The organism is Membranihabitans maritimus (genome assembly GCF_021729145.1).
GTDB classification, from domain to species: domain Bacteria; phylum Bacteroidota; class Bacteroidia; order Chitinophagales; family Saprospiraceae; genus Membranihabitans; species Membranihabitans maritimus.
On record NZ_JAJSLW010000003.1, the window covers coordinates 338,809 to 357,845 of the forward strand.

At 38.6% G+C, this 19,037-nt stretch carries 14 protein-coding genes; 9 read left to right on the forward strand and 5 right to left on the reverse strand.

Going from position 1 to position 19,037, the window contains the following annotated elements:
* The first annotated feature begins 417 nt into the window (after positions 1–417).
* Positions 418–1,557 (forward strand): N-acetyl-alpha-D-glucosaminyl L-malate synthase BshA, encoded by a 1,140-nt coding sequence (gene bshA, locus LVD47_RS05290; protein ID WP_236974510.1) that lies wholly within the window; start codon positions 418–420, stop codon positions 1,555–1,557.
* Here the strand turns inward: bshA and porZ are convergent.
* Both porZ and LVD47_RS05300 read right to left on the reverse strand, forming a co-directional pair.
* Positions 1,549–3,843 carry a type IX secretion system anionic LPS delivery protein PorZ gene (gene porZ / locus LVD47_RS05295; protein WP_236974511.1) on the reverse strand — a complete coding sequence of 765 codons (2,295 nt, stop codon included), beginning with the start codon at positions 3,841–3,843 and terminating at the stop codon, positions 1,549–1,551. The two genes, bshA and porZ, sit on opposite strands and share 9 nt — an antisense overlap.
* The gene (locus LVD47_RS05300; protein WP_236974512.1) at positions 3,840–4,463 is read right to left on the reverse strand and encodes a DUF937 domain-containing protein; all 624 of its coding nucleotides are present in this window, start codon (positions 4,461–4,463) and stop codon (positions 3,840–3,842) included. The genes porZ and LVD47_RS05300 overlap by 4 nt, the downstream gene beginning before the upstream one ends.
* Positions 4,464–4,710: 247 nt before the next feature.
* On the opposite strand from LVD47_RS05300, the gene LVD47_RS05305 reads away from it, so the two are divergent.
* Positions 4,711–5,148 (forward strand): hypothetical protein, encoded by a 438-nt coding sequence (locus LVD47_RS05305; protein WP_236974513.1) that lies wholly within the window; start codon positions 4,711–4,713, stop codon positions 5,146–5,148.
* Here LVD47_RS05305 and LVD47_RS05310 read toward each other — a convergent pair.
* On the reverse strand, positions 5,140–5,646 hold the full coding sequence (locus LVD47_RS05310) for a hypothetical protein (protein WP_236974514.1): 507 nt from the start codon (positions 5,644–5,646) through the stop codon (positions 5,140–5,142). The genes LVD47_RS05305 and LVD47_RS05310 overlap by 9 nt on opposite strands.
* Before the next feature lie 71 nt (positions 5,647–5,717).
* Here LVD47_RS05310 and LVD47_RS05315 point away from each other — a divergent pair, with 71 nt between their 5' ends.
* The 7 genes from LVD47_RS05315 (at position 5,718) to ppgK (ending at position 14,497) form a co-directional block, all read left to right on the forward strand.
* On the forward strand, positions 5,718–7,493 hold the full coding sequence (locus tag LVD47_RS05315) for a S8/S53 family peptidase (RefSeq protein WP_236974515.1): 1,776 nt from the start codon (positions 5,718–5,720) through the stop codon (positions 7,491–7,493).
* An 80-nt stretch (positions 7,494–7,573) separates the two neighbouring features.
* Positions 7,574–10,585 carry a serine hydrolase domain-containing protein gene (locus LVD47_RS05320; RefSeq protein WP_236974516.1) on the forward strand — a complete coding sequence of 1,004 codons (3,012 nt, stop codon included), beginning with the start codon at positions 7,574–7,576 and terminating at the stop codon, positions 10,583–10,585.
* Positions 10,586–11,809 carry an ABC transporter permease gene (locus tag LVD47_RS05325; RefSeq protein ID WP_236974517.1) on the forward strand — a complete coding sequence of 408 codons (1,224 nt, stop codon included), beginning with the start codon at positions 10,586–10,588 and terminating at the stop codon, positions 11,807–11,809.
* Positions 11,810–11,839: 30 nt separating this feature from the next.
* Entirely contained in the window at positions 11,840–12,205 is a 366-nt protein-coding gene (locus tag LVD47_RS05330) for a hypothetical protein (RefSeq protein ID WP_236974518.1), read from the forward strand.
* Complete coding sequence (locus LVD47_RS05335; protein WP_236974519.1) at positions 12,189–12,857, forward strand: peptidylprolyl isomerase; 669 nt, start codon at positions 12,189–12,191, stop codon at positions 12,855–12,857. Before LVD47_RS05330 ends, LVD47_RS05335 begins: the two co-directional genes overlap by 17 nt.
* Positions 12,838–13,734, forward strand: coding sequence for a peptidylprolyl isomerase (locus tag LVD47_RS05340; protein ID WP_236974520.1), 897 nt, complete (start codon positions 12,838–12,840; stop codon positions 13,732–13,734). Before LVD47_RS05335 ends, LVD47_RS05340 begins: the two co-directional genes overlap by 20 nt.
* Positions 13,735–13,738: 4 nt before the next feature.
* Positions 13,739–14,497 (forward strand): polyphosphate--glucose phosphotransferase, encoded by a 759-nt coding sequence (gene ppgK / locus LVD47_RS05345; protein WP_236974521.1) that lies wholly within the window; start codon positions 13,739–13,741, stop codon positions 14,495–14,497.
* Positions 14,498–14,574: 77 nt separating this feature from the next.
* Here the strand turns inward: ppgK and LVD47_RS05350 are convergent, their stop codons facing one another.
* Positions 14,575–17,724: an efflux RND transporter permease subunit gene (locus tag LVD47_RS05350; protein WP_236974522.1), complete on the reverse strand. Its 3,150-nt coding sequence runs from the start codon at positions 17,722–17,724 to the stop codon at positions 14,575–14,577.
* 93 nt (positions 17,725–17,817) lie between these two features.
* On the reverse strand, positions 17,818–18,972 hold the full coding sequence (gene lepB / locus LVD47_RS05355) for a signal peptidase I (RefSeq protein WP_236974523.1): 1,155 nt from the start codon (positions 18,970–18,972) through the stop codon (positions 17,818–17,820).
* Positions 18,973–19,037 lie beyond the last annotated feature (65 nt).

Genomic DNA, 19,037 nt, shown 5'->3' on the forward strand with positions numbered 1-19,037 from the left:
AATACAATTTCGATCAAGGCTACAAATGTATAGACGAACTAATTCATTTATCAGTTTATTACCCTGAATCAACTTTTAAACCCAATTTTATCGAATTTTGTTTCAAATTTTACTCTAAAATTATATTTATATTAATTTTCTTCCGTTGTAATGACCTGACTTCAATAGTTATTTAGAGGTTCATAGCATATAAATAATGGCTTTGATTGGTAGATGATACCTTTGAACGCAGTCATTATTTGATCTGGAGATATGTCTTAATAATACTTCTCGTGGCCTAACTTTTTATAGAGATCTACTCCAAAAGATACTTTGACCCTGGCATGGAAAGTCTATATTTACCAACATTTATAAATAATCTAGAACAAAATCTATTTAAGAGGAGTTTAATACTACAAATATTTACAACACAAAAAAATGAAAATAGGAATAGTCTGTTATCCTACTTATGGGGGGAGTGGTGTAGTAGCTACGGAAATTGGAATGGCATTGGCCCATAAAGGACATCAAGTTCATTTTATTTCATATAAAAGGCCGGCCCGATTAATTTCATTTCAAGAAAACATCTATCACCATGAAGTGACTCCTGTAGACTATCCTTTATTTGAATACACACCCTATGAGAGTGCTCTTGCCAGCAAAATAGTAGATGTTGTAAAATATTCAGACCTTGACCTCTTACACGTCCACTATGCCATCCCACATGCTATTGTTGCATTTTTGGCTCGCAGCATACTTCGCGCCGAAAACATCGATATTCCTGTCGTAACCACTTTACACGGCTCTGATATTACCCTGGTAGGAAGAGATGAAACCTTCTCCCCTGTAGTAACTTTCAGTATCAACCAAAGTGATGGGGTAACGGCCGTATCCAATCATTTAAAAGAAGAGACCCTAAACAACTTTGACGTTTCAAATGAAATAAAAGTTATCTATAATTTCATTGACTTCAATCGTTTTCACTGGACTAATAAGGATCATTTTAAAAAAATGTTTGCGCCGGAGGATGAGAAAATTCTGGTACATATCTCTAATTTCAGGAAGGTAAAAAGAGCCAGCGATGTAGTAAAAGTTTTTAAAGAAGTCCACGATAAAATGCCTTCAAAATTGCTAATGATCGGAGATGGTCCGGAAAGACCGAATATAGAAAGGTTATGTAGAGAAATTGGCCTATGCCATGAAATCCGATTTTTAGGTAAACAAGATGCGATTTCAGAAATACTAGCTATATCAGATGTCTTTATTCTTCCTTCTGCAAACGAAAGTTTTGGATTAGCTGCCCTGGAAGCCATGGCCTGTAAAGTTCCTATTATATCAACTAATATAGGTGGCATTCCCGAAGTAAATATTGAAGGAGAAACGGGATTTCTCAGCAATGTTGGGGATATCAAAGACATGGCTAAAAATACTCTTAAAATTCTCGAGAACCCTGAATTACATGAGACCTTCAGGAACAATGCATATAAACGAGCGCAGGAATTTGACCTCAACAAAATTCTTCCACAATACGAATCGTATTACGAAGAAATAATAGAAAGGAGTAAGGTATCAATTTAATATAAAGACTTTCCCAACCTGTGTAAAAGGATTCAGAGATTCGTCACTGGTAGCAAATACCAGATACACACCACTTTTTACGGGTCTTCCATCCTGGTCTACACGATCCCAAACCAATTGACCACCTGTCGCACGATTTTCATAGATCAACCGTCCGTCCAATGATGTTATCCGTACTAAGGCATTGGATGACAACTCTTTAATCCCCACCCTTCCGTTAAAATCCGGGGGAACTGGATTTGGATACACAACTACTTTCTTTTGATTAACCTGATCCGTCAGGGTAGCTTCGCCCTTGTATGAAACTAATCCTTCCTCTGTGGCAATATACACTTCACCACTTTCATCATCGATAGAAATATCAGTAATATTGTCAGAAGGTAAGGGAGAATTTTGAACCGTGAAATGATGTTCTATGGATTCGGTTGTTCGATTAATGACATATACACCGTTTTCCGTACCAAACCATTTTCGATTTCCCGGATCAATAGCTATCGCTTTTACATTTTCCCCTCTTAGTAAGACCCCTGGAGTATTATTCACTTCAATAACGGGTTTTCTTCCTTCGCATATATCTTCCAGTGCAAGGCCACCACAATCGAATCGAACGGGGCCGTTCTCTGTGCCAATCCATATAACGCCCTCACGATCTACCGCCATTTCATTGATACTTGCATTATCAAATTCGGTTCCATTACCTCCTGTTTTGGGTAAAATGATCCGGGTTCTGTCATCGGCATTATTATTCCAGTCACCAGGATCAAGAATAACAATACCTATATTATCCACATCAATCCAAACCATTCCAAAATCATCAACGACCAACCTCTCAACCCTGGATTCCACCGGGATAGAAAAATGAAACCATTCGCCGTCGTTTCGCCTGACGACTATAGGTCTTGGGGCATAGTGATTCGACATCCACAAATTACCGGAAGCCTCCCGAAATAAATCTGAAATACGGATTCTATCTTCGTGAAATACCGACTCACGCAACGTAGAATTTTCATCATCATAAACCTGAAGTTGACCCTGGGAATATTCGACCAAACCATCCCAAAAACTACCGATATAAACTTTATCTTCAACCGGATCCGTTTCAATGCAATACAAATCCCTCATGTTCCTTTCCATAAGTTCGGGATGGGTATTCCTCCCAAATAATTTCCACCTCATGGAATCATTGGTATAAAAACCATCTTCCCTGAATAAATTATTAAAGATCTGTGTGACACCACCTGTAGCCACAAATAATGCCCCATTCAGCACTCCCATCTCTGAAATAAATTCAGATGGTACGCCATCAATTCCAACATCTACACATTCCTCTTCAAAATATCCAATATATCCATCCTTAATGTACCAAAATACCCCATTATCATCAATAGTAACATCCTGGATTCCATTCAGGCATGAATTAAATTGCTGACTAAGATCCGTACCATCCCACCTCAATATATTATAAAAATCATTAATATAAATCAATTCATTTCCTGTACTTTTAATACTTCGAATAGGCCTTCTAACCGGAATAGCAGTTTCTTCTGCTAATTGTAATTCTGCATTCCACTCAAATAATTTTTCACTGGATAAGAAATAAATTCTTTCGTCCCACACCTCCAATCCATTAATTTCCGCTTCTAAACCGGTAAACTGGATATCCCACTGATTAATATCCGCAAAGTTATTTTCAGCAGAAAGGGAATAACTGAATAAATCAAACGAAGAGGCTCCCAATAACCGTACTTCTGAAGCTGATGTATCAATCGATAACGAGTGAATCGGACTGTCAGTAAAAAGTGTCGAAACAAATTCGCGCTGGGCAAGATCTATTTGTACTATCCCAAAATCAGTGGCCAGAAATCCCGAATTCCCATGGGTGACAATATCATTGATCTCCTTGCTGACCAAAATATTTTCATTGTTCTTGATACCGCTTAAATTATAGGTTTCATCAGGTGTAAGGATATCAATATTCCCATTTTCGTACCCGATAACCACAGCTCCCAGCTCTGAAATATAACAGGTATTGGAAATTCCAATATCCGATAGTCCATTTACCTTATTAAAAGATATAATTTCACGGTCTTCTGGATAAAAAAAACTTACCTGATATCGGTTATTTACAATAATGGACTGGTCCCCATTTTGAATAGAAAAATAACCGGTAGACGGGAAATAAGACTTCCATTCCCCCAGCCCAAAAACAGAATTTTCCTGACCGAATGATAGATTCAGACAGGAAAATCCTAACATAAAAAACAGTAAAGTAGTTGTTCTTATCATTTACGAAAAAAGTTGCCAAATACCTTCATGCCTATTCCCGCCACATCATCCGTTATACTTCCATCTCCGTCCTGGTCAAGAATTGAATTTAGAAAACTGGACTGGCCTGAATTATTTGATTGCATCGATCCAAGGACACCACTTAAGATATTGCCTAATCCCCCACCAGAACTTTGATTATTACGAGCTTTGCCCAACGCTCCAAGTACAAAAGGAGCCAGTTTGACAGCCAACGACATCAATTGATTTTTTTCAACACCCGTACTTTTGGAAAGGGAGTTAAATACATTATTCTCTTTACTTCCAAAGACATTTCGCAATATTCCTGCACCATTCAACATTCTTTCATTACCCTGCGCCATTTTTGCATCCCTGTTCAGTAAATTACCAGCTATATCCTCAAAAATCGAACCATCGTGATCATTCCGTATCGCATTATCTAGCGCTTGCATACCCTGGGGCGATTGTGCGTTTTTACCAATAGCAGCCAGCATGGTCTTCATCACACTGTCCATAGCTACTTCCGTTTTTTGCTCGTCACCAATTCCCACTTCACTGCTGAGCTGAGAAACCATTTTATTCCCCAACGATCCTGAAAGTAATTCCAAAACATTTTCCATGATTATACATTTTTATTTTAAAGTTATGTGTTGTACGACAATACAACAAAAAATTCCGAGAATCGTACACTATGATTTGCAGTGCTGATACTTTCTGAATTAATTATACAAGTTTTCAGGGGTTGCATTTCAAATGGAAATGACAACGCTGTAAAATACTAAATATAAACAGGGTGTTCAAATCTATTTCAAAATCAATATCCAGTTACTATTATTTTTTTATCAATTTTACACCAAATAAATTAACATGTTTTCAAGATTTATATTTTACATTTTTTCCATTTTTCTATTTCAATTAAATTCCGGAATAACCCAAACTTCAGGTTGGGACCAATTATCCGATGTAACGATAAAAAAAGAATTTAATGATTATCTGGGATTTGAAGTTGAAGTTCCCGAATTTTCAGATTCTATTAAAAAATTACAAGGCTCTACCATCCAATTGGATGGGTACATCATTCCCATAGAAGGATATAAAAGCCACACTGAATTTATTTTCTCGGCTTACCCGTATAATATGTGCTATTTTTGTGGAGGGGCAGGACCCGAAACTGTAATGGAAGTGGAAGCCCAAAAGCCCATAGAATTTACTTCTGAAAAAATATCCATTCAGGGCATTTTACACCTAAATTCCAAAGACCCCAATCGATTGATGTTTATATTAGAAAAAGCGGAATTACTTTGAAAGCTTCCTTTTTGTCAATACCCGAAGCACCAACAAGACAAGTGCAAAGCCCAAAACCACCTGGATAAAAGGCAGACCTGAAATTCCAATATCAAATAATACTTCTATTCCCATAAAAACGAAAATCAAAACAAATACATATCCTAAAAATGACTTCAATTGATTAAACCCCGGAATTTTTTTAAATGAAACATTAAATTGAATTAACCATAAAACTATAATCATGGTGAAAATGGGAATTAATAAGCTGAAATTTTTAACGGGGCCATTTGCATTACCTTCAATCAAGTCGTACAAAAAAATATTAATCGCAAATATTCCAGGAATCACGGACGAATAGACTAGGAATGTATAAAAATAATTCCACGGGAAAGCCTCCCCCCCACGAAAACGGGAAAACAACCATCCCAGTAGCGTCGACAGGATTAAAGACACTGAATAAAACAATGGAATAAATATGTTATTGGACCATACCCGTAAAAAATCTTCAAAAGCCATTAATATTTTTTAAGAATTGAAATTTACAAAAATGATAGAAAAGAACTTTCTTCATGCGTTAATATAATACAATGACAAAAAGAACTTTTACGTTGGGCGTATTGAATTCTCAGGATATGAATAAAATTATTTTCTGCATAGTAATCTGGCTTTCTTCTTACACTCCTTTATTATGTCAAGGTAAAATTGATAGTGCTGTGTTGAAAAGATTTGATCTTGAAGATACCGTTTCTTGCTTTCTAATATTAGGGGAGCAGTTATCTACAATCAACATCCCGGAAGACTTAAACAAAATTCAAAAGGGCGAAATAGTATATGACACACTACTCCACATCGCCCAATCCAGCCAGGTACCTATCATTCAATATCTTGAGGAACATAGTATTAAATATCAATCCTTTTTTATAGTCAATACCATTTTAGTAAAAATTGATCTGACTCATTTACAGACAATTGTTCAATCTCCCTCAATATCAAGGGTTTTACCAGACTTCACCATCGCTGCTCCTCAAAATAGTAAAGGGGTTGATAACAGGTCAACAGCCTACCTGAATTGGGCCATTGAGAGAATAAGGGCTGATTCTGTGTGGGCTAGAAACATAACAGGGCAAAATACGGTCATAGGAGGCCAGGATACAGGATATGAATGGGACCATTATTTATTGAAATCCAAATACAGGGGGTACCAATCCGAAAATAAAGTAGAACATGCTTACCATTGGTTCGATGCCATAACGGAAGCCAATGCATTGCACGGAGATACGGTAATTACCGATTCGACTAATCCATGTGGCTTTTCAGCCAAGGAACCTTGTGACGATAATGGACATGGTACCCATACCATGGGAATCATGCTCGGATCTTCCGGAAATCAATATTCTGGAATAGCCCCAGACGCTAAATGGGTGGGTACCAGAGTTATGGACCGGGGATACGGGCAATTATCTACTTATTTATCAGGTTTGCAATGGTTTATGGCGCCCTCCGACACTAACCAGCATAACCCGGACCCTTCTTTGGCACCGCATGTTATCAATAACAGTTGGGCCTGTCCCGTAATAGAAGGTTGTAATGTTAGGAACTACTGGATGCTGGATACGGCTATTTCCAGGCTAAACCAATCGGGGGTATTTGTTGTTACATCTGCAGGAAATGAAGGAAGGGAAGGATGTAATTCTTTAAAAAACCCTCCTGCTATTTTTAAAAGCGGATTTACAGTGGGTACCACCAATAGAAACGATAGTATAGCAGATTTTAGCAGTAAAGGTAGTTGGCCTTTTGACTTTGTAAAACCGGAGGTAGTAGCGCCCGGTGTAGCTATTAATTCCGCATACCTAAACGGAACAACTAGGTCGCTTTCAGGAACAAGCATGTCCGGACCTGTCGTAGCAGGTATAGTATCTTTAATGATTTCAGCTAATCCGGATTTAGCCGGTAAAATAAAAACTATCAGGCAAATCCTTCTAAAAAGTACGGTACCAATCACAGAAAATGCCTGTGGTCCCCAGGAAATACCTAATCCGGTGTATGGATACGGTCGAATTGATGCTTTACTGGCCGTTCAAAATGCCATGAAAATTCAGACCCCCCTGACGGATATCGCCAAAGAACCTGCTTTGAAAATGTATCCCAACCCGGTTTCTTCCCAGTTTCATATTAGTTTGGGTAGCGTACACCACCTTGTCGAAATTCAAATAATGAATATTAATGGCCAGGTAATGGTCACACAAAAAAAGAGAAATATTCGTGAATTCACCGTGAATACAGAAACCTTAAAAAGCGGTATATATTTTGTGTCAATTAAATTCGATAATAAATCCGAAGTGAAAAAATTAATTAAATTGTAAATTGGGCATTATCCCAAAGTTTTATGCAAATGGTTCGTTAATCATTTCTACATGGGAATTCCAAAAACAGAAAAAGTGATATGCTAAACTCACTACATCATATTAATCCCCTTATAACTACTCATGAAAGCCGCAAGTGGGTCAACCATTTGGTTTTTCTTATCCCTCTATTATTATTGAACCTTAAAGGAATAAGCCAACAAATTTATCAGCGAACTAACGAAGACATTTGGGTCGATTCAATTTACAATAATTTATCCATAGAAGAAAGAGTAGGACAATTATTCATGATAAGGGCACATTCCGATAAAGGCCCGGATCATATTCAATCGGTTATCAGACAAATTAAGAAATACAATGTTGGCGGGCTCTGTTTCTTTCAGGGAACTCCCACAGCCCAAATTAAACTGGTAAATCAATACCAGGATCTTGCTAATATTCCCCTTTTCATTTCGATGGATGCCGAATGGGGGCCAGCCATGCGGTTTAGTAAAAACACAGTAAAATATCCCCGGCAATTAATGCTTGGGGCGATCCAGGACAATGAACTGATCTACGATTTCGGGAAAGAAGTTGCCCGGGAATTAAAGCTTGTAGGTACCAATATCAATTTTGCTCCCGTAGTAGACATCAACAATAATCCCAAGAATCCGGTAATCAATGACCGTTCTTTTGGAGAGGACAAATACAATGTTACCGCCAAAGGATATATGTACATGAAAGGGATGCAGGATCACGGTATATTGGCCTGTGCCAAACATTTTCCGGGACACGGGGATACGGACATCGACTCCCACAAAGAACTCCCAGTAATCAATCACGATATGGATCGATTAAAAGATATAGAATTATACCCATTTTCTGCTTTGGCAAAAACGGATCTGGCCGGGGTAATGATTGCCCATCTCAACATACCAGCACTTGATGACCGGAAAAATATACCCACTACGTTATCATACAACACGGTTACAAATCTATTAAAAGACACATTGGGTTTCAAAGGACTAATATTTACAGACGCTTTGGAAATGCAGGGAGTAAGTAAATATTGGCCCAATGGTGAGGTAGAGCTCAAAGCTTTCGAAGCAGGTAATGATCTTCTGTTATTACCTAATGATCTTGGAGTTGCAGTTGAAAAACTTACCAATGCCGTTAGAAATAATGAAATTGACAAATCCAGGTTGGAACACAGTGTAAAAAAAATACTCAGGTATAAATATAAAATAGGGTTGAACAAAAAACCATCTCCCCTCTCTGCTGAAAGTATTGACAAAAAATTGGTTAGTGATACTGCTGTCAACCTCAAAAGGGACCTGATAAAAAACGCTATTACCCTCGTCAGGGACCAGCAAGAATTAATTCCTTTGGAAGGTGGGAAAGAATACATTAACCTTGCATTGGGAATATCTTCGGATAATCCTTTTCAAACCAACATACGCAAATTTTCAGGGACCCGGATCATACACCTCCCTGATGACAGTAAATTTTCTAATGTCAGGCAGGCTATTGACGATTATGAAAAAAGACCAACCTATATAATTAGCATACACGATATGTCAAGGTATGACAGTAGAAATTTTGGTATCTCAAAAAATCAAATAGACTTCATAAATGGTATTGCTGAAGAAAATGATGTGATGCTTATCTTATTCGGAAGCCCTTACTCTGCAAAGTTTTTTGACAACATTAAAACACTGGTTATTGGGTACAATGAAGATCCTTTCACCCAGGAATCCGTCGCTGAAGCCTTATTTGGGAAAGGTCAATTTCGAGGAAAACTACCGGTGACAGCTTCTCCTATAAGTCCATTTAATCAAGGTATTTCTACCGCAATGCACAAGGTTCTCCAATTTGGCTTACCGGAATCGGTGGGATTTGAGGGCAGGATACTCAACAAAAAGATTGATTCACTGGTGGAATTGGGGATGAAAGAAAAAGCTTTTCCGGGATGTGAAATCCTTGTGGCTAAAAACAACTACATTGTTTACCAAAAATCATTTGGGTACCATACTTATGACCACAGTCGTGAGGTAAATGTCAATGATCTCTATGACCTCGCAAGTGTGACAAAAATAGCAGCTGCTACGATGGCAGTAATGAAATTATTTGAATCCGGACGAATATCACTGGATGACCCTATAGGTAATTACCTCCCAACGGCGGTCGGAACGAACAAAGCAAATCTCACCCTGAGGGATATTATGGCCCATCGCGCAGGTCTCAAACCATGGATCCCATTCTATAAAGAAACAATGGAAGGAGGCAAAATAGCGCTTCCCTCCCGAAAATATTACAGGACCGAACGTTCTGATTCCTTTTCAATACAGGTTTGCGATAATTTATTTATTCGAAATGATTATCCTGATACTATTTACCAATTGATTCTAGAAAGTCCATTGAGAAGATCGACCAATTACAAATATAGTGATCTGGGCTTTTATTTAATTGCCAAAATTGTCGAAAACATTACAGGAAAGAACCTGGATACATTTGTTAAAGATGAAATTTATACCCCTTTGGGAATGCATTACACTACCTTTCAGCCTTATAATTATTTTGCAAAAGAAGCCATCGTTCCCACTGAGGTAGATCACTATTTTCGCAATAAACTAGTTCACGGTTTTGTACACGATATGGGAGCCGCCATGCTCGATGGGATCAGCGGTCATGCAGGATTATTCTCTAATTCCAAAGACCTGGCGATACTTCTGCAGATGTTGCTCAATGATGGCACCTATTCCGGAATTCAAATTTTCAACCCCCAGACTATAGAAACCTTTACAACGCGTCATCCCGATGACTCCCGAAGAGCTATTGGTTTTGACATGAAAAACCTAAAAGCATCTCCCAAAAATACGAATGTAGCCGCCTTGGCAAGTGACGATACCTTTGGGCACTATGGATTTACCGGAACTGCCATCTGGGCTGACCCTGCCTATGATTTAATTTATGTATTTCTTTCCAATCGCACCTACCCCAATTACCCAAATCGACCGAATTTATTAAGTTTACACAATTATAGGTCTAAGATCCAAAACGTTCTGTATGAGAGTTTGGGACTCGACAAAGAAATTCCTGATATAAGCCAATAAATGTCACTATCAAATAGTATAGCCTGGAAATATTTTTTTAAAAGGAAAAACAACCACTTTATCAATTATATAAGTGGGTTGAGTATTCTCGGTTTAACGATTGGCATTACGGCCCTACTACTAGTTAATTCTGTTTTCAACGGGTTTGAAGACGTACTTCTCAAAATGTTTAGTCGTACCAATCCCGACCTTGAGATAGAACCCATTGTTGGCAAAACTTTTGAAATACCTCCTACAACTATAGATCAACTTTACGAGATTGAAGGAATCGAATCGGTGAGTCCGGTAGTGCGCGAAACGGTATTATTTGAATATGAAAACACCAACCTGGTAGGGCAATTAATAGGTGTCCCCGTTGACTACTTCCAAACCGTTGATCTGACTCCTTTCAAATCCCTGGGAGAACTGGAATTACAAGTGGACGGCACAGACCATATAATTCTCGGTGATAATTTAAAAAGAAATTTGGGCGTAATTATTAACGACCCATTTAGAACTGTTCAGACATACTATCCCAATAATGAAAAAAATACCTTTCTTGGCAGGCAGTTACTTAAAAAACAAAGTATCTCGCCAATTGGATCTTACAGTGCCATTCAAGCAGGTGGTTCCAATAACGCTTATGCTCCGATTAATTATGTAAAGCGGTTATTAAACTATGTAAGCAATGAATATTCCGCTATTGAGATTAAATTAAACGAATTTGCAGAGGATAAAATAGTCAAAAAGGAAATTTTCAATATACTATCAACAGATGATATTACTATTAAAAACCAATACCAGCAAGATGAAGACCTGTACAAACTCATGAATGTCGAAAAATGGGTTGGGTTTGCGGTAATGATTCTAACGATTATATTGATTGCATTTAACCTGGTAGGATGCATTTGGATGATCGTTATAGAGAAAAAAGATAATTTTAGAATTTTGAAAGCAATGGGCGCGGAAAAGAAAGATATAAAAAAAATAGTTTTTAAACTCGGTGGGCTATACGGACTATCTGCTATTATTGTTGGAACTATTCTCACTATTATTATTTATTTGTATCACAGCTACTTTGGATTGATAAGTATGGGAGAAGGATATATCGTCAATCAATATCCGGTACTTTTAGAGTGGCAGGATTTTGTCATTGCATATTTGACTGTTCTAATCATTTGTTTTGTAGCCGCCTGGCCCGCAGCCCAACGCGCGGCAAATCTTACCTTTCGTGAGAAAAAATAATTTTATATTTGCAATTTAAAATGAAGATGTATGGAGAAGTGGCAAAAGGATTTTGAATGGCTTCGAATTCGCCATTTTGTAAAAGATTTGATGCAAAAAGATAAATTACCCGATCTCAATAATATCTTACTTCTAATCGGAGTAAGGGAATACGGTCGCCCAAAGGCTAAATGGACCAAGGAAGAGAAACGTGACCTAATGAATGTTGCAGCCTTTACACTATTGGAAATGGAAGGATACTACCAATTTCACGGTCTGGATGAAGACGGTTGGCCACATTTTAACATGATAAAACCATTTGATATGAAAGGAGTTAAAAATCAAGAGGAATGGTTAAAAAGGCAAATAATCAAATATTTTAATCAAAATGTTTTTGACGATGCAAATGCAAATTAAATCCCTTGCTATAATAGTCTTGATTGCTTTCTTTTTTTCATGTTCAAGTGAGTCCACTCCTACGTATAAAATTTATACAGAGTACGGTGATATTTACATCCAACTTTACGAGGAAACTCATAAATACAAAGAAAATTTTACCGAGTTAGCCGATAAAGGATTTTACGATAGTTTACTTTTTCACAGAATACTTCCAGGGATGATAATTCAAGGTGGAGATCCCACATCCAGGAATGCACCGAAAGGAAAATTTCTCGGGCAGGGCGATGTCGACTATACTATTCCGGGAGACTTTCGCTATGTACATACACGAGGTGCTATTTCCGCTGCAAGAAAACCCAATTCAGTTAATCCGGATAAAAAATCATCAGGTTCACAATTTTTTATAGTTTTGGGGAATGATGTCAACGACGGCATGTTGGACAAGATTGAAAAAGATAGAAATTTTGAATATTCGGTTGAACAGCGTAAACTGTACAAGTTAATTGGAGGGATTCCACAATTTGATAAAGAATATTCAGTATTTGGAGAAGTGATATCCGGGCTGGATGTAGTTGAGAAAATCTCTCAGTTGCGAAGGGACCCCAATGACAGACCCGTTGAAGATGTTATAATGAAAATTGAAGTAGCGAATGAAGGAAATATTCAATAATTTACTTTGGGTGCTGGTCCTTGGATTAAGTATTTCGGCTTGTAACCGACCCGTTTCGAGATTTACAACATCCTCCGACGAAGTTTCTGCTCCTGCAACAATTCATTTCAACAATGAATCCAAAAATGCTGACTTCTATTTATGGTATTTTGGCGACGGAGACTCCAGTTTCCTTGCGAACCCGGAGCATACATATTACAAGCCCGGCGACTACAAAGTTATTCTCCAATCCATTAAAGAAGGAAAAGCTAATACCCGACATAAAAAAATTACAATAACTTCACCAACATTTTCTATGATAGAAATTCAAACAAAATTTGGCAATATGATTGTCAAATTATACGACGACACCCCTGAACACAAAGAAAACTTCCTGGAACTTACCCGTGAGGGGTTTTATAATGACCTACTTTTTCACAGAGTCATAGACGGCTTTATGATCCAGGGTGGAGATCCGGATTCCAGAGACGCACCAGAGAATAAAAGGTTGGGCTCAGGAGGTCCGGGATATCAGATCTCTTCAGAAATTGAAGCGGGGCATCGGCATTTTAAAGGAGCCCTGGCCGCTGCTCGAAAAGGGGATATGGTAAATCCCGAAAAAGAATCTTCGGGTTCACAGTTTTATATTGTTCATGGGACCATACCTTCAGAAGACGACCTGAAAATGTTTCAAAGAAGAAATAAATTGGATTATTCTGACGAAGAAATGGAACAATATTTAGAGGCTGGAGGAACCCCCTTTTTAGATGGTCAATACACTGTTTTTGGCCAGGTGATCAAAGGCCTGGAAGTAATTGATAAAATAGCCAAATCCAATACGGACAATGCCGACCGACCGGCCGAAAACATCAAAATGCAAATTGTCGAAATAAAATAATAAAATGGGAAAGCAAATATTGGGAATAGATATAGGTGGAACAGGAATAAAATTGGGAATTACAGATATAGAATCAGGTAAATTAATTACCGAAAGATTTAAATACCTCACGCCGAAACCTGCCACCCCCGATGCAGTAGTATCTGTTATAAAAAAAGCCATAAATGAAAAATTCGAAGATTATTCGGGTCCTATTGGTTGCGGATTCCCTGCTATTATCAAAGACGGTGTAGCCCATTCAGCTACCAATGTTGACCAATCCTGGTTTAAATTGGATATTGAAAATTTTTTAAAGCAAGAACTCAATACGGAAGTTTTTGTAGCAAATGATGCCGATGTAGCAGGCTTTGCAGAAATTAACTATGGATCAGAAGAAATTAAAGATAAAGGATTAATCATTTTCCTAACTGTAGGTACCGGAATTGGGTCAGCCCTTTTCTATGACGGTGTCATGATCCCCAATTCAGAACTTGGACACCTTTGGTACAAAGACGATATTTACGAAAAGCATGTGTCCAACGTAGCTCGAAAACGAGATGATATAAAATGGTCGGAATGGGGCCAACGCTTCAACACCTATTTAAAACACCTCGACCGCTTATTTTCGCCAAAAATGGTGATAATAGGTGGTGGCATCAGTAAAAAATTCCATAAATATTCCGAAGAATTTGACGTTGAATTTAAGGTTATTCCTGCTTCTTTAAAAAATGAAGCCGGTGTGGTAGGCGCCTCTGTCTATGCGTACTCAAAATTTGAAGGATAACACAACCCTTAATGCCAGGTCTATCGAAAACGGAATGTATTGGAAGGTGCTCTTGAGTACCCCCCTTTCAAGGGTATTTATTTCAGTTTAAAAAATACCGGTAGCATAAAAAATAATACTGCTACGGAAGCCACCACGCCTCCGATAGTGCACCAGGCCAGTGAATACCAGAACGGATCATTTTTGTCAAAAACAATAAAGGGCAACAAACCTAAAACCGTAGAAAGTGCGGTTAGTAAAATAGGAATAATCTTCCCATTATAGGCCTTAATATAAGCCTGTAAAGTGGAAATTTGGGGTCTGATAGATCTCAGGCGATTGTAATCATTTATAATAAAGAATACAGCATTTACCGATAAGCCCCCTACTAAAAGAAAAGAAGCCAATCCCCCCTGTCCAAATCGAAAATCAACAAAATGAGTAATAAGAAAAATACCAATATATGAAAAGGGTACCATTGCTACTGGAATTAAGGCTTGCCGCAGCGAATTAAAGAGTATACTTCCCAGTATCCAAACAAAAAACAAACCCGCTACAATGATCCAGATTATATTTGTTTTATCCCCTCCCCTGCTCCAAAAGTTCCTTTGGGACTCGACATTATACCCTATTGGTAATTGATTCTGGATTTGGTCAATACTTTCTTCCATTACCTTTTCTGCTAAACGATAATTACCTATAAAGTCGTACTCCAGAACTAATTGATACTCCTGGTTCTTCCTCACAATATCCGTACTGCCCTGTTCTTTGCTAAGAGTCAATAAGCTCTTATTCCGAAATATCGAGGCGGAATCGCCGGGGACAGGGCTATTGAGTAGGGACCACATCTGATCTTCATCCTCCAGGCTACTCACCAGGCGGACCGGCACCATATCTACTCCATTTGGCCACCGGGCAATACGGCCATGATCCCGTTGAATGGACTGGAAAAATTCAGAAAAATCTCCGTATCGGATATCGTCTTTCAAAAGCCTTCCCGGATCGACAATATCCATATAGAAATAAAACTTATTGGGAATTACATAATTCATATCTGAATTTATAAACACCTTCTTGATTCGGGGATGTTGTTCCAGGTAACCTTTCCCCCTCCTTGCCAGATCCCAGATTTTGTCGTAATTATACCCCGTCAATATAATATGTGAAGATACCCTGTCGCCCGGTAATACATTATTGAATGCATCGCCTACCCCCCATACCCTGAAATCCGCACTTCCGGCCGACACGGCAAAAGTTGTCAATTCGTCCTTCAGTTGGAAAGGGAATCCCGTTTTGTCATAAGGTTCTTTAAAAACAATTTCAATCCTTCCATTTTGAGGACCGGAAGCATTCATTTTGAATTGACGGATTTCAGGAAAAGTTTTTAAATAGGATTCAATTCTGAGCATCACTTCGTTGAGCTGCTCAAGGGTACCTCCCGGAGGCATCTGGGCATGTAAAAACACCTTTGTTTCCTCCCTTTTTCCCGAACCGAAATAAAATCGATCCCTGTGATTATAAAAAAGTCGGAAAGTCCCGCCCAACCATTTATCCATAAATGGCCTGATGTATTCCGAATACATTTCTTTTTCCTGAATCTCATTATAATGCTTTGCCCAGCTAGTATCCTTTTCTATTTTTGTTGGCAACATGAAAAACGGAATCCCAAAACCAACAAGCAATACCAGGGGAATAATCCACCGCCTCCTTGTAAACAATGTAAAATATCCGGCATAAAAATTATTAAAAATCCGTGTCCCTTTATTCAATCTTTTGCGACCTTTTGTACGCCCTCCGAATCTTTTGTGCAGGGCCGGGATCAGAATCAGGGAAGTTCCCAGTGAAACAAGTAAGTTGATGCTAAAAATACGGAAAAAATCAACCAGATTTTCCCGTTGACCTTTTTCCATAAGGAATATGGCGGCCAGGGCTCCGATGGTAGTTAAGGTAGCAGCCAATATGGCGAGAAAAATATCTCGATTTGCCTTCTTGCGCACATGGTCCGACATCACCAGTATATTATCCAGTATAATTCCCAAAGATATGGTAAGACCGGCTACCGAATACAGGTGTAGAGATACCCCCAGTAAATAATAGCAAAGAAAAGAGATCAGTAATGTCACGACCAGGCCGGAAAAAATGATAAGTATTTGTCGAATATTTCGATATAATAAAATTATAAATACCAATAAAATAGCCAACGTCGCCAATGACCGGTTCGTAATTTTCTTTAATTCTCGCTTGAGAAAATCCGAAGCATTGTAAGAAACAAAAATATCTACAAATGCTCCATATTCCTGTTCAAACCGGTCCATCACTTTAAGGACCTCATCTGACTTTTGTATTAAATTTGCCGAACGGTCAACAGCTATGCTCAAATTTATAGATTGAAGCCCATTAATTCTGTAAAACTGGCTTTTTGGAGCCTGACGTTCAGCCAGTTGTCCAACATCCCTTATATATATCGTCCGCCCGCTTATCCTTTTGACCGGGATATCCGGTATAAATGCAGAAGGCTGCCTATAAATTCCGGACCCTGTATTTACCAAATATACTAAATCAGAATCACTCCCCCCCGCATTTCGGATGACCCGGCCAATTTCATCTTTCCGGATAGAACCCCGGATCGCTGTAGAAATATCTTCAGGACGTATTTGCAGGTATTGCATTTTATCGCGATCTAGTAATAAATGTAATTCGCGTTGCGGGGCGCCGTAAATGTCCACTGAAGTAATCCCTTCACCAGCTGCGATTAACGGTAATAGATTTTTGGATAAGAAATCGTGCAATTCATGAGCCGGAAGACTGCTGTTAACTGCCATGGAAAGGAGCTGTTGGTCCTTTTGAAAATCACTTCTATAGCTTATGCCCGGATAAGAAGTACCCATGGGTAAAGAACTATATATCTGCCTAATTTTAGCAGATACTTCCAACCTTTTTTGCTCTATTTCATACTCATCGGAAAAGTGCAAATTAATAGTCCCCCTGCCTTCGGATGACCGGGATTCTATACTTTCCAGCCCTTCCAGCGATGCAAATATACGTTCGAGGGGAGCCGTAATATCTGATTCTATAACCTCAGGAGTCACACCACCCAGAGTAAAAGAGACACTAAGGTTTTGCGTCCGTGGAGGGGGATTAAGTTGTATAGAAAGAAAAGGAATGACTGCCAAACCACACCCGGCTACAACAATCGAGAGCAAAAGAATACGGAACGGAGAAAATCGAAATGTATTGGAATCCTTCAAATAAGACCGTATATTGTTACATAATATTCCAATTTAATGAAATAATTAGAAATATCACTAAAAACCAATTGAAAAACAAAAGGAACAATTATATTATAAAATTCCCAGCCACATTCGCTTCCAGCGAAACCCATTTCTAAAATCCAGGTACGGTTCTTTTGACCAAAGTACCCTTCGTGTAATTCCAATTATATGATCATCGGGAACCATCCCCCAAAATCTTGAATCAATGGAAAAGGGACGATTGTCACCTAATACCCAGTAATAATCCCTTCTAAAAGTGTACCTATCAACTATTGTCCCCTTTACGAACAACTTCCCCTCTATTATTTGTGCATGGGGGTTGTCAAACCGTACTACCAATGATCCATATGCATCGACAAATTTCGAATCCACTTTTTGTTCCCATCCCCGATACGGGAGAGTGATTGTTTGACCATTGTAAAGGGATTTTAGCTCTCCGAAGGCATCTGGTATTTTCTCTATCTCTGGTATATTCATGGCAAACCTGATCTCACTAATCCCATTCGCATTTATTCGACTACCTTCCAGATACCCTTTTTTCCATATCCCCCGCATTTCCCTGGCCGAACGATTCATATTCACTTGTGTTCCCGCCTTGTACAACGGTCTTTTCTGCAAATCAAAAGTATTGGTATCCGAAAAAGAAATAATACAACGAACCATCGTATTACTGTCCGAATACGGCAGCTCTTCGTTAACCAAAAGGCCGGTCCGTCCAACAGAAATGGAATCTCCCGGAACACCCACTACACGCTTGACAAAAGGTGTACGGCCGGGAATAGGCATATAGTTGGCTGTTTTACTTTTGCTTTTTTCCTTTTCTTTACCTAATAATTTTTGATCATAAAATGAAATGGTTGGATCATCTGAAAATATACTGTCTTCCCTGGGAACATTAAACACCAATATATCACCCCGCTGCACAGACCGCCAACCCGGGAATCGCCAGACAGAATTTTCAAAGAAAAATCGCGGTCCGAATATCCACTTTTCCACTATAATCCGGTCCCCCGGTGTAATAGTCCCTTCCATCGACGAAGTAGGCACATGGAAAGTATTGAATATCATAACTTTGACTAGCAACGCGGAGGGAATCGCCAAAATAAGGGGGAGAAAATCGCGAAGACGCAAGCTGTTGTGATCTTTCTTTTGATCCGATTTTCCAACACTACTATGGGCATTACTTTGCTCCGGGTCCCTGGATTTTTCTCGGTTCTTATTCATAGATTTACCAAACAGACATTCTGATTAGAAAGGGAAATCTAAAGGTAATACTTTTTTATTATAAT

Excerpts from the sequence above, each read along its gene's own strand:
- bshA (WP_236974510.1), top strand. The coding sequence starts at position 418 with ATGAAAATAGGAATAGTCTGTTATCCTACTTATGGGGGGAGTGGTGTA.
- porZ (WP_236974511.1), bottom strand. The coding sequence starts at position 3,843 with ATGATAAGAACAACTACTTTACTGTTTTTTATGTTAGGATTTTCCTGT.
- LVD47_RS05300 (WP_236974512.1), bottom strand. The coding sequence starts at position 4,463 with ATGGAAAATGTTTTGGAATTACTTTCAGGATCGTTGGGGAATAAAATG.
- LVD47_RS05305 (WP_236974513.1), top strand. The coding sequence starts at position 4,711 with ATGTTTTCAAGATTTATATTTTACATTTTTTCCATTTTTCTATTTCAA.
- LVD47_RS05310 (WP_236974514.1), bottom strand. The coding sequence starts at position 5,646 with ATGGCTTTTGAAGATTTTTTACGGGTATGGTCCAATAACATATTTATT.
- LVD47_RS05315 (WP_236974515.1), top strand. The coding sequence starts at position 5,718 with ATGACAAAAAGAACTTTTACGTTGGGCGTATTGAATTCTCAGGATATG.
- LVD47_RS05320 (WP_236974516.1), top strand. The coding sequence starts at position 7,574 with ATGCTAAACTCACTACATCATATTAATCCCCTTATAACTACTCATGAA.
- LVD47_RS05325 (WP_236974517.1), top strand. The coding sequence starts at position 10,586 with ATGTCACTATCAAATAGTATAGCCTGGAAATATTTTTTTAAAAGGAAA.
- LVD47_RS05330 (WP_236974518.1), top strand. The coding sequence starts at position 11,840 with ATGGAGAAGTGGCAAAAGGATTTTGAATGGCTTCGAATTCGCCATTTT.
- LVD47_RS05335 (WP_236974519.1), top strand. The coding sequence starts at position 12,189 with ATGCAAATGCAAATTAAATCCCTTGCTATAATAGTCTTGATTGCTTTC.
- LVD47_RS05340 (WP_236974520.1), top strand. The coding sequence starts at position 12,838 with ATGAAGGAAATATTCAATAATTTACTTTGGGTGCTGGTCCTTGGATTA.
- ppgK (WP_236974521.1), top strand. The coding sequence starts at position 13,739 with ATGGGAAAGCAAATATTGGGAATAGATATAGGTGGAACAGGAATAAAA.
- lepB (WP_236974523.1), bottom strand. The coding sequence starts at position 18,972 with ATGAATAAGAACCGAGAAAAATCCAGGGACCCGGAGCAAAGTAATGCC.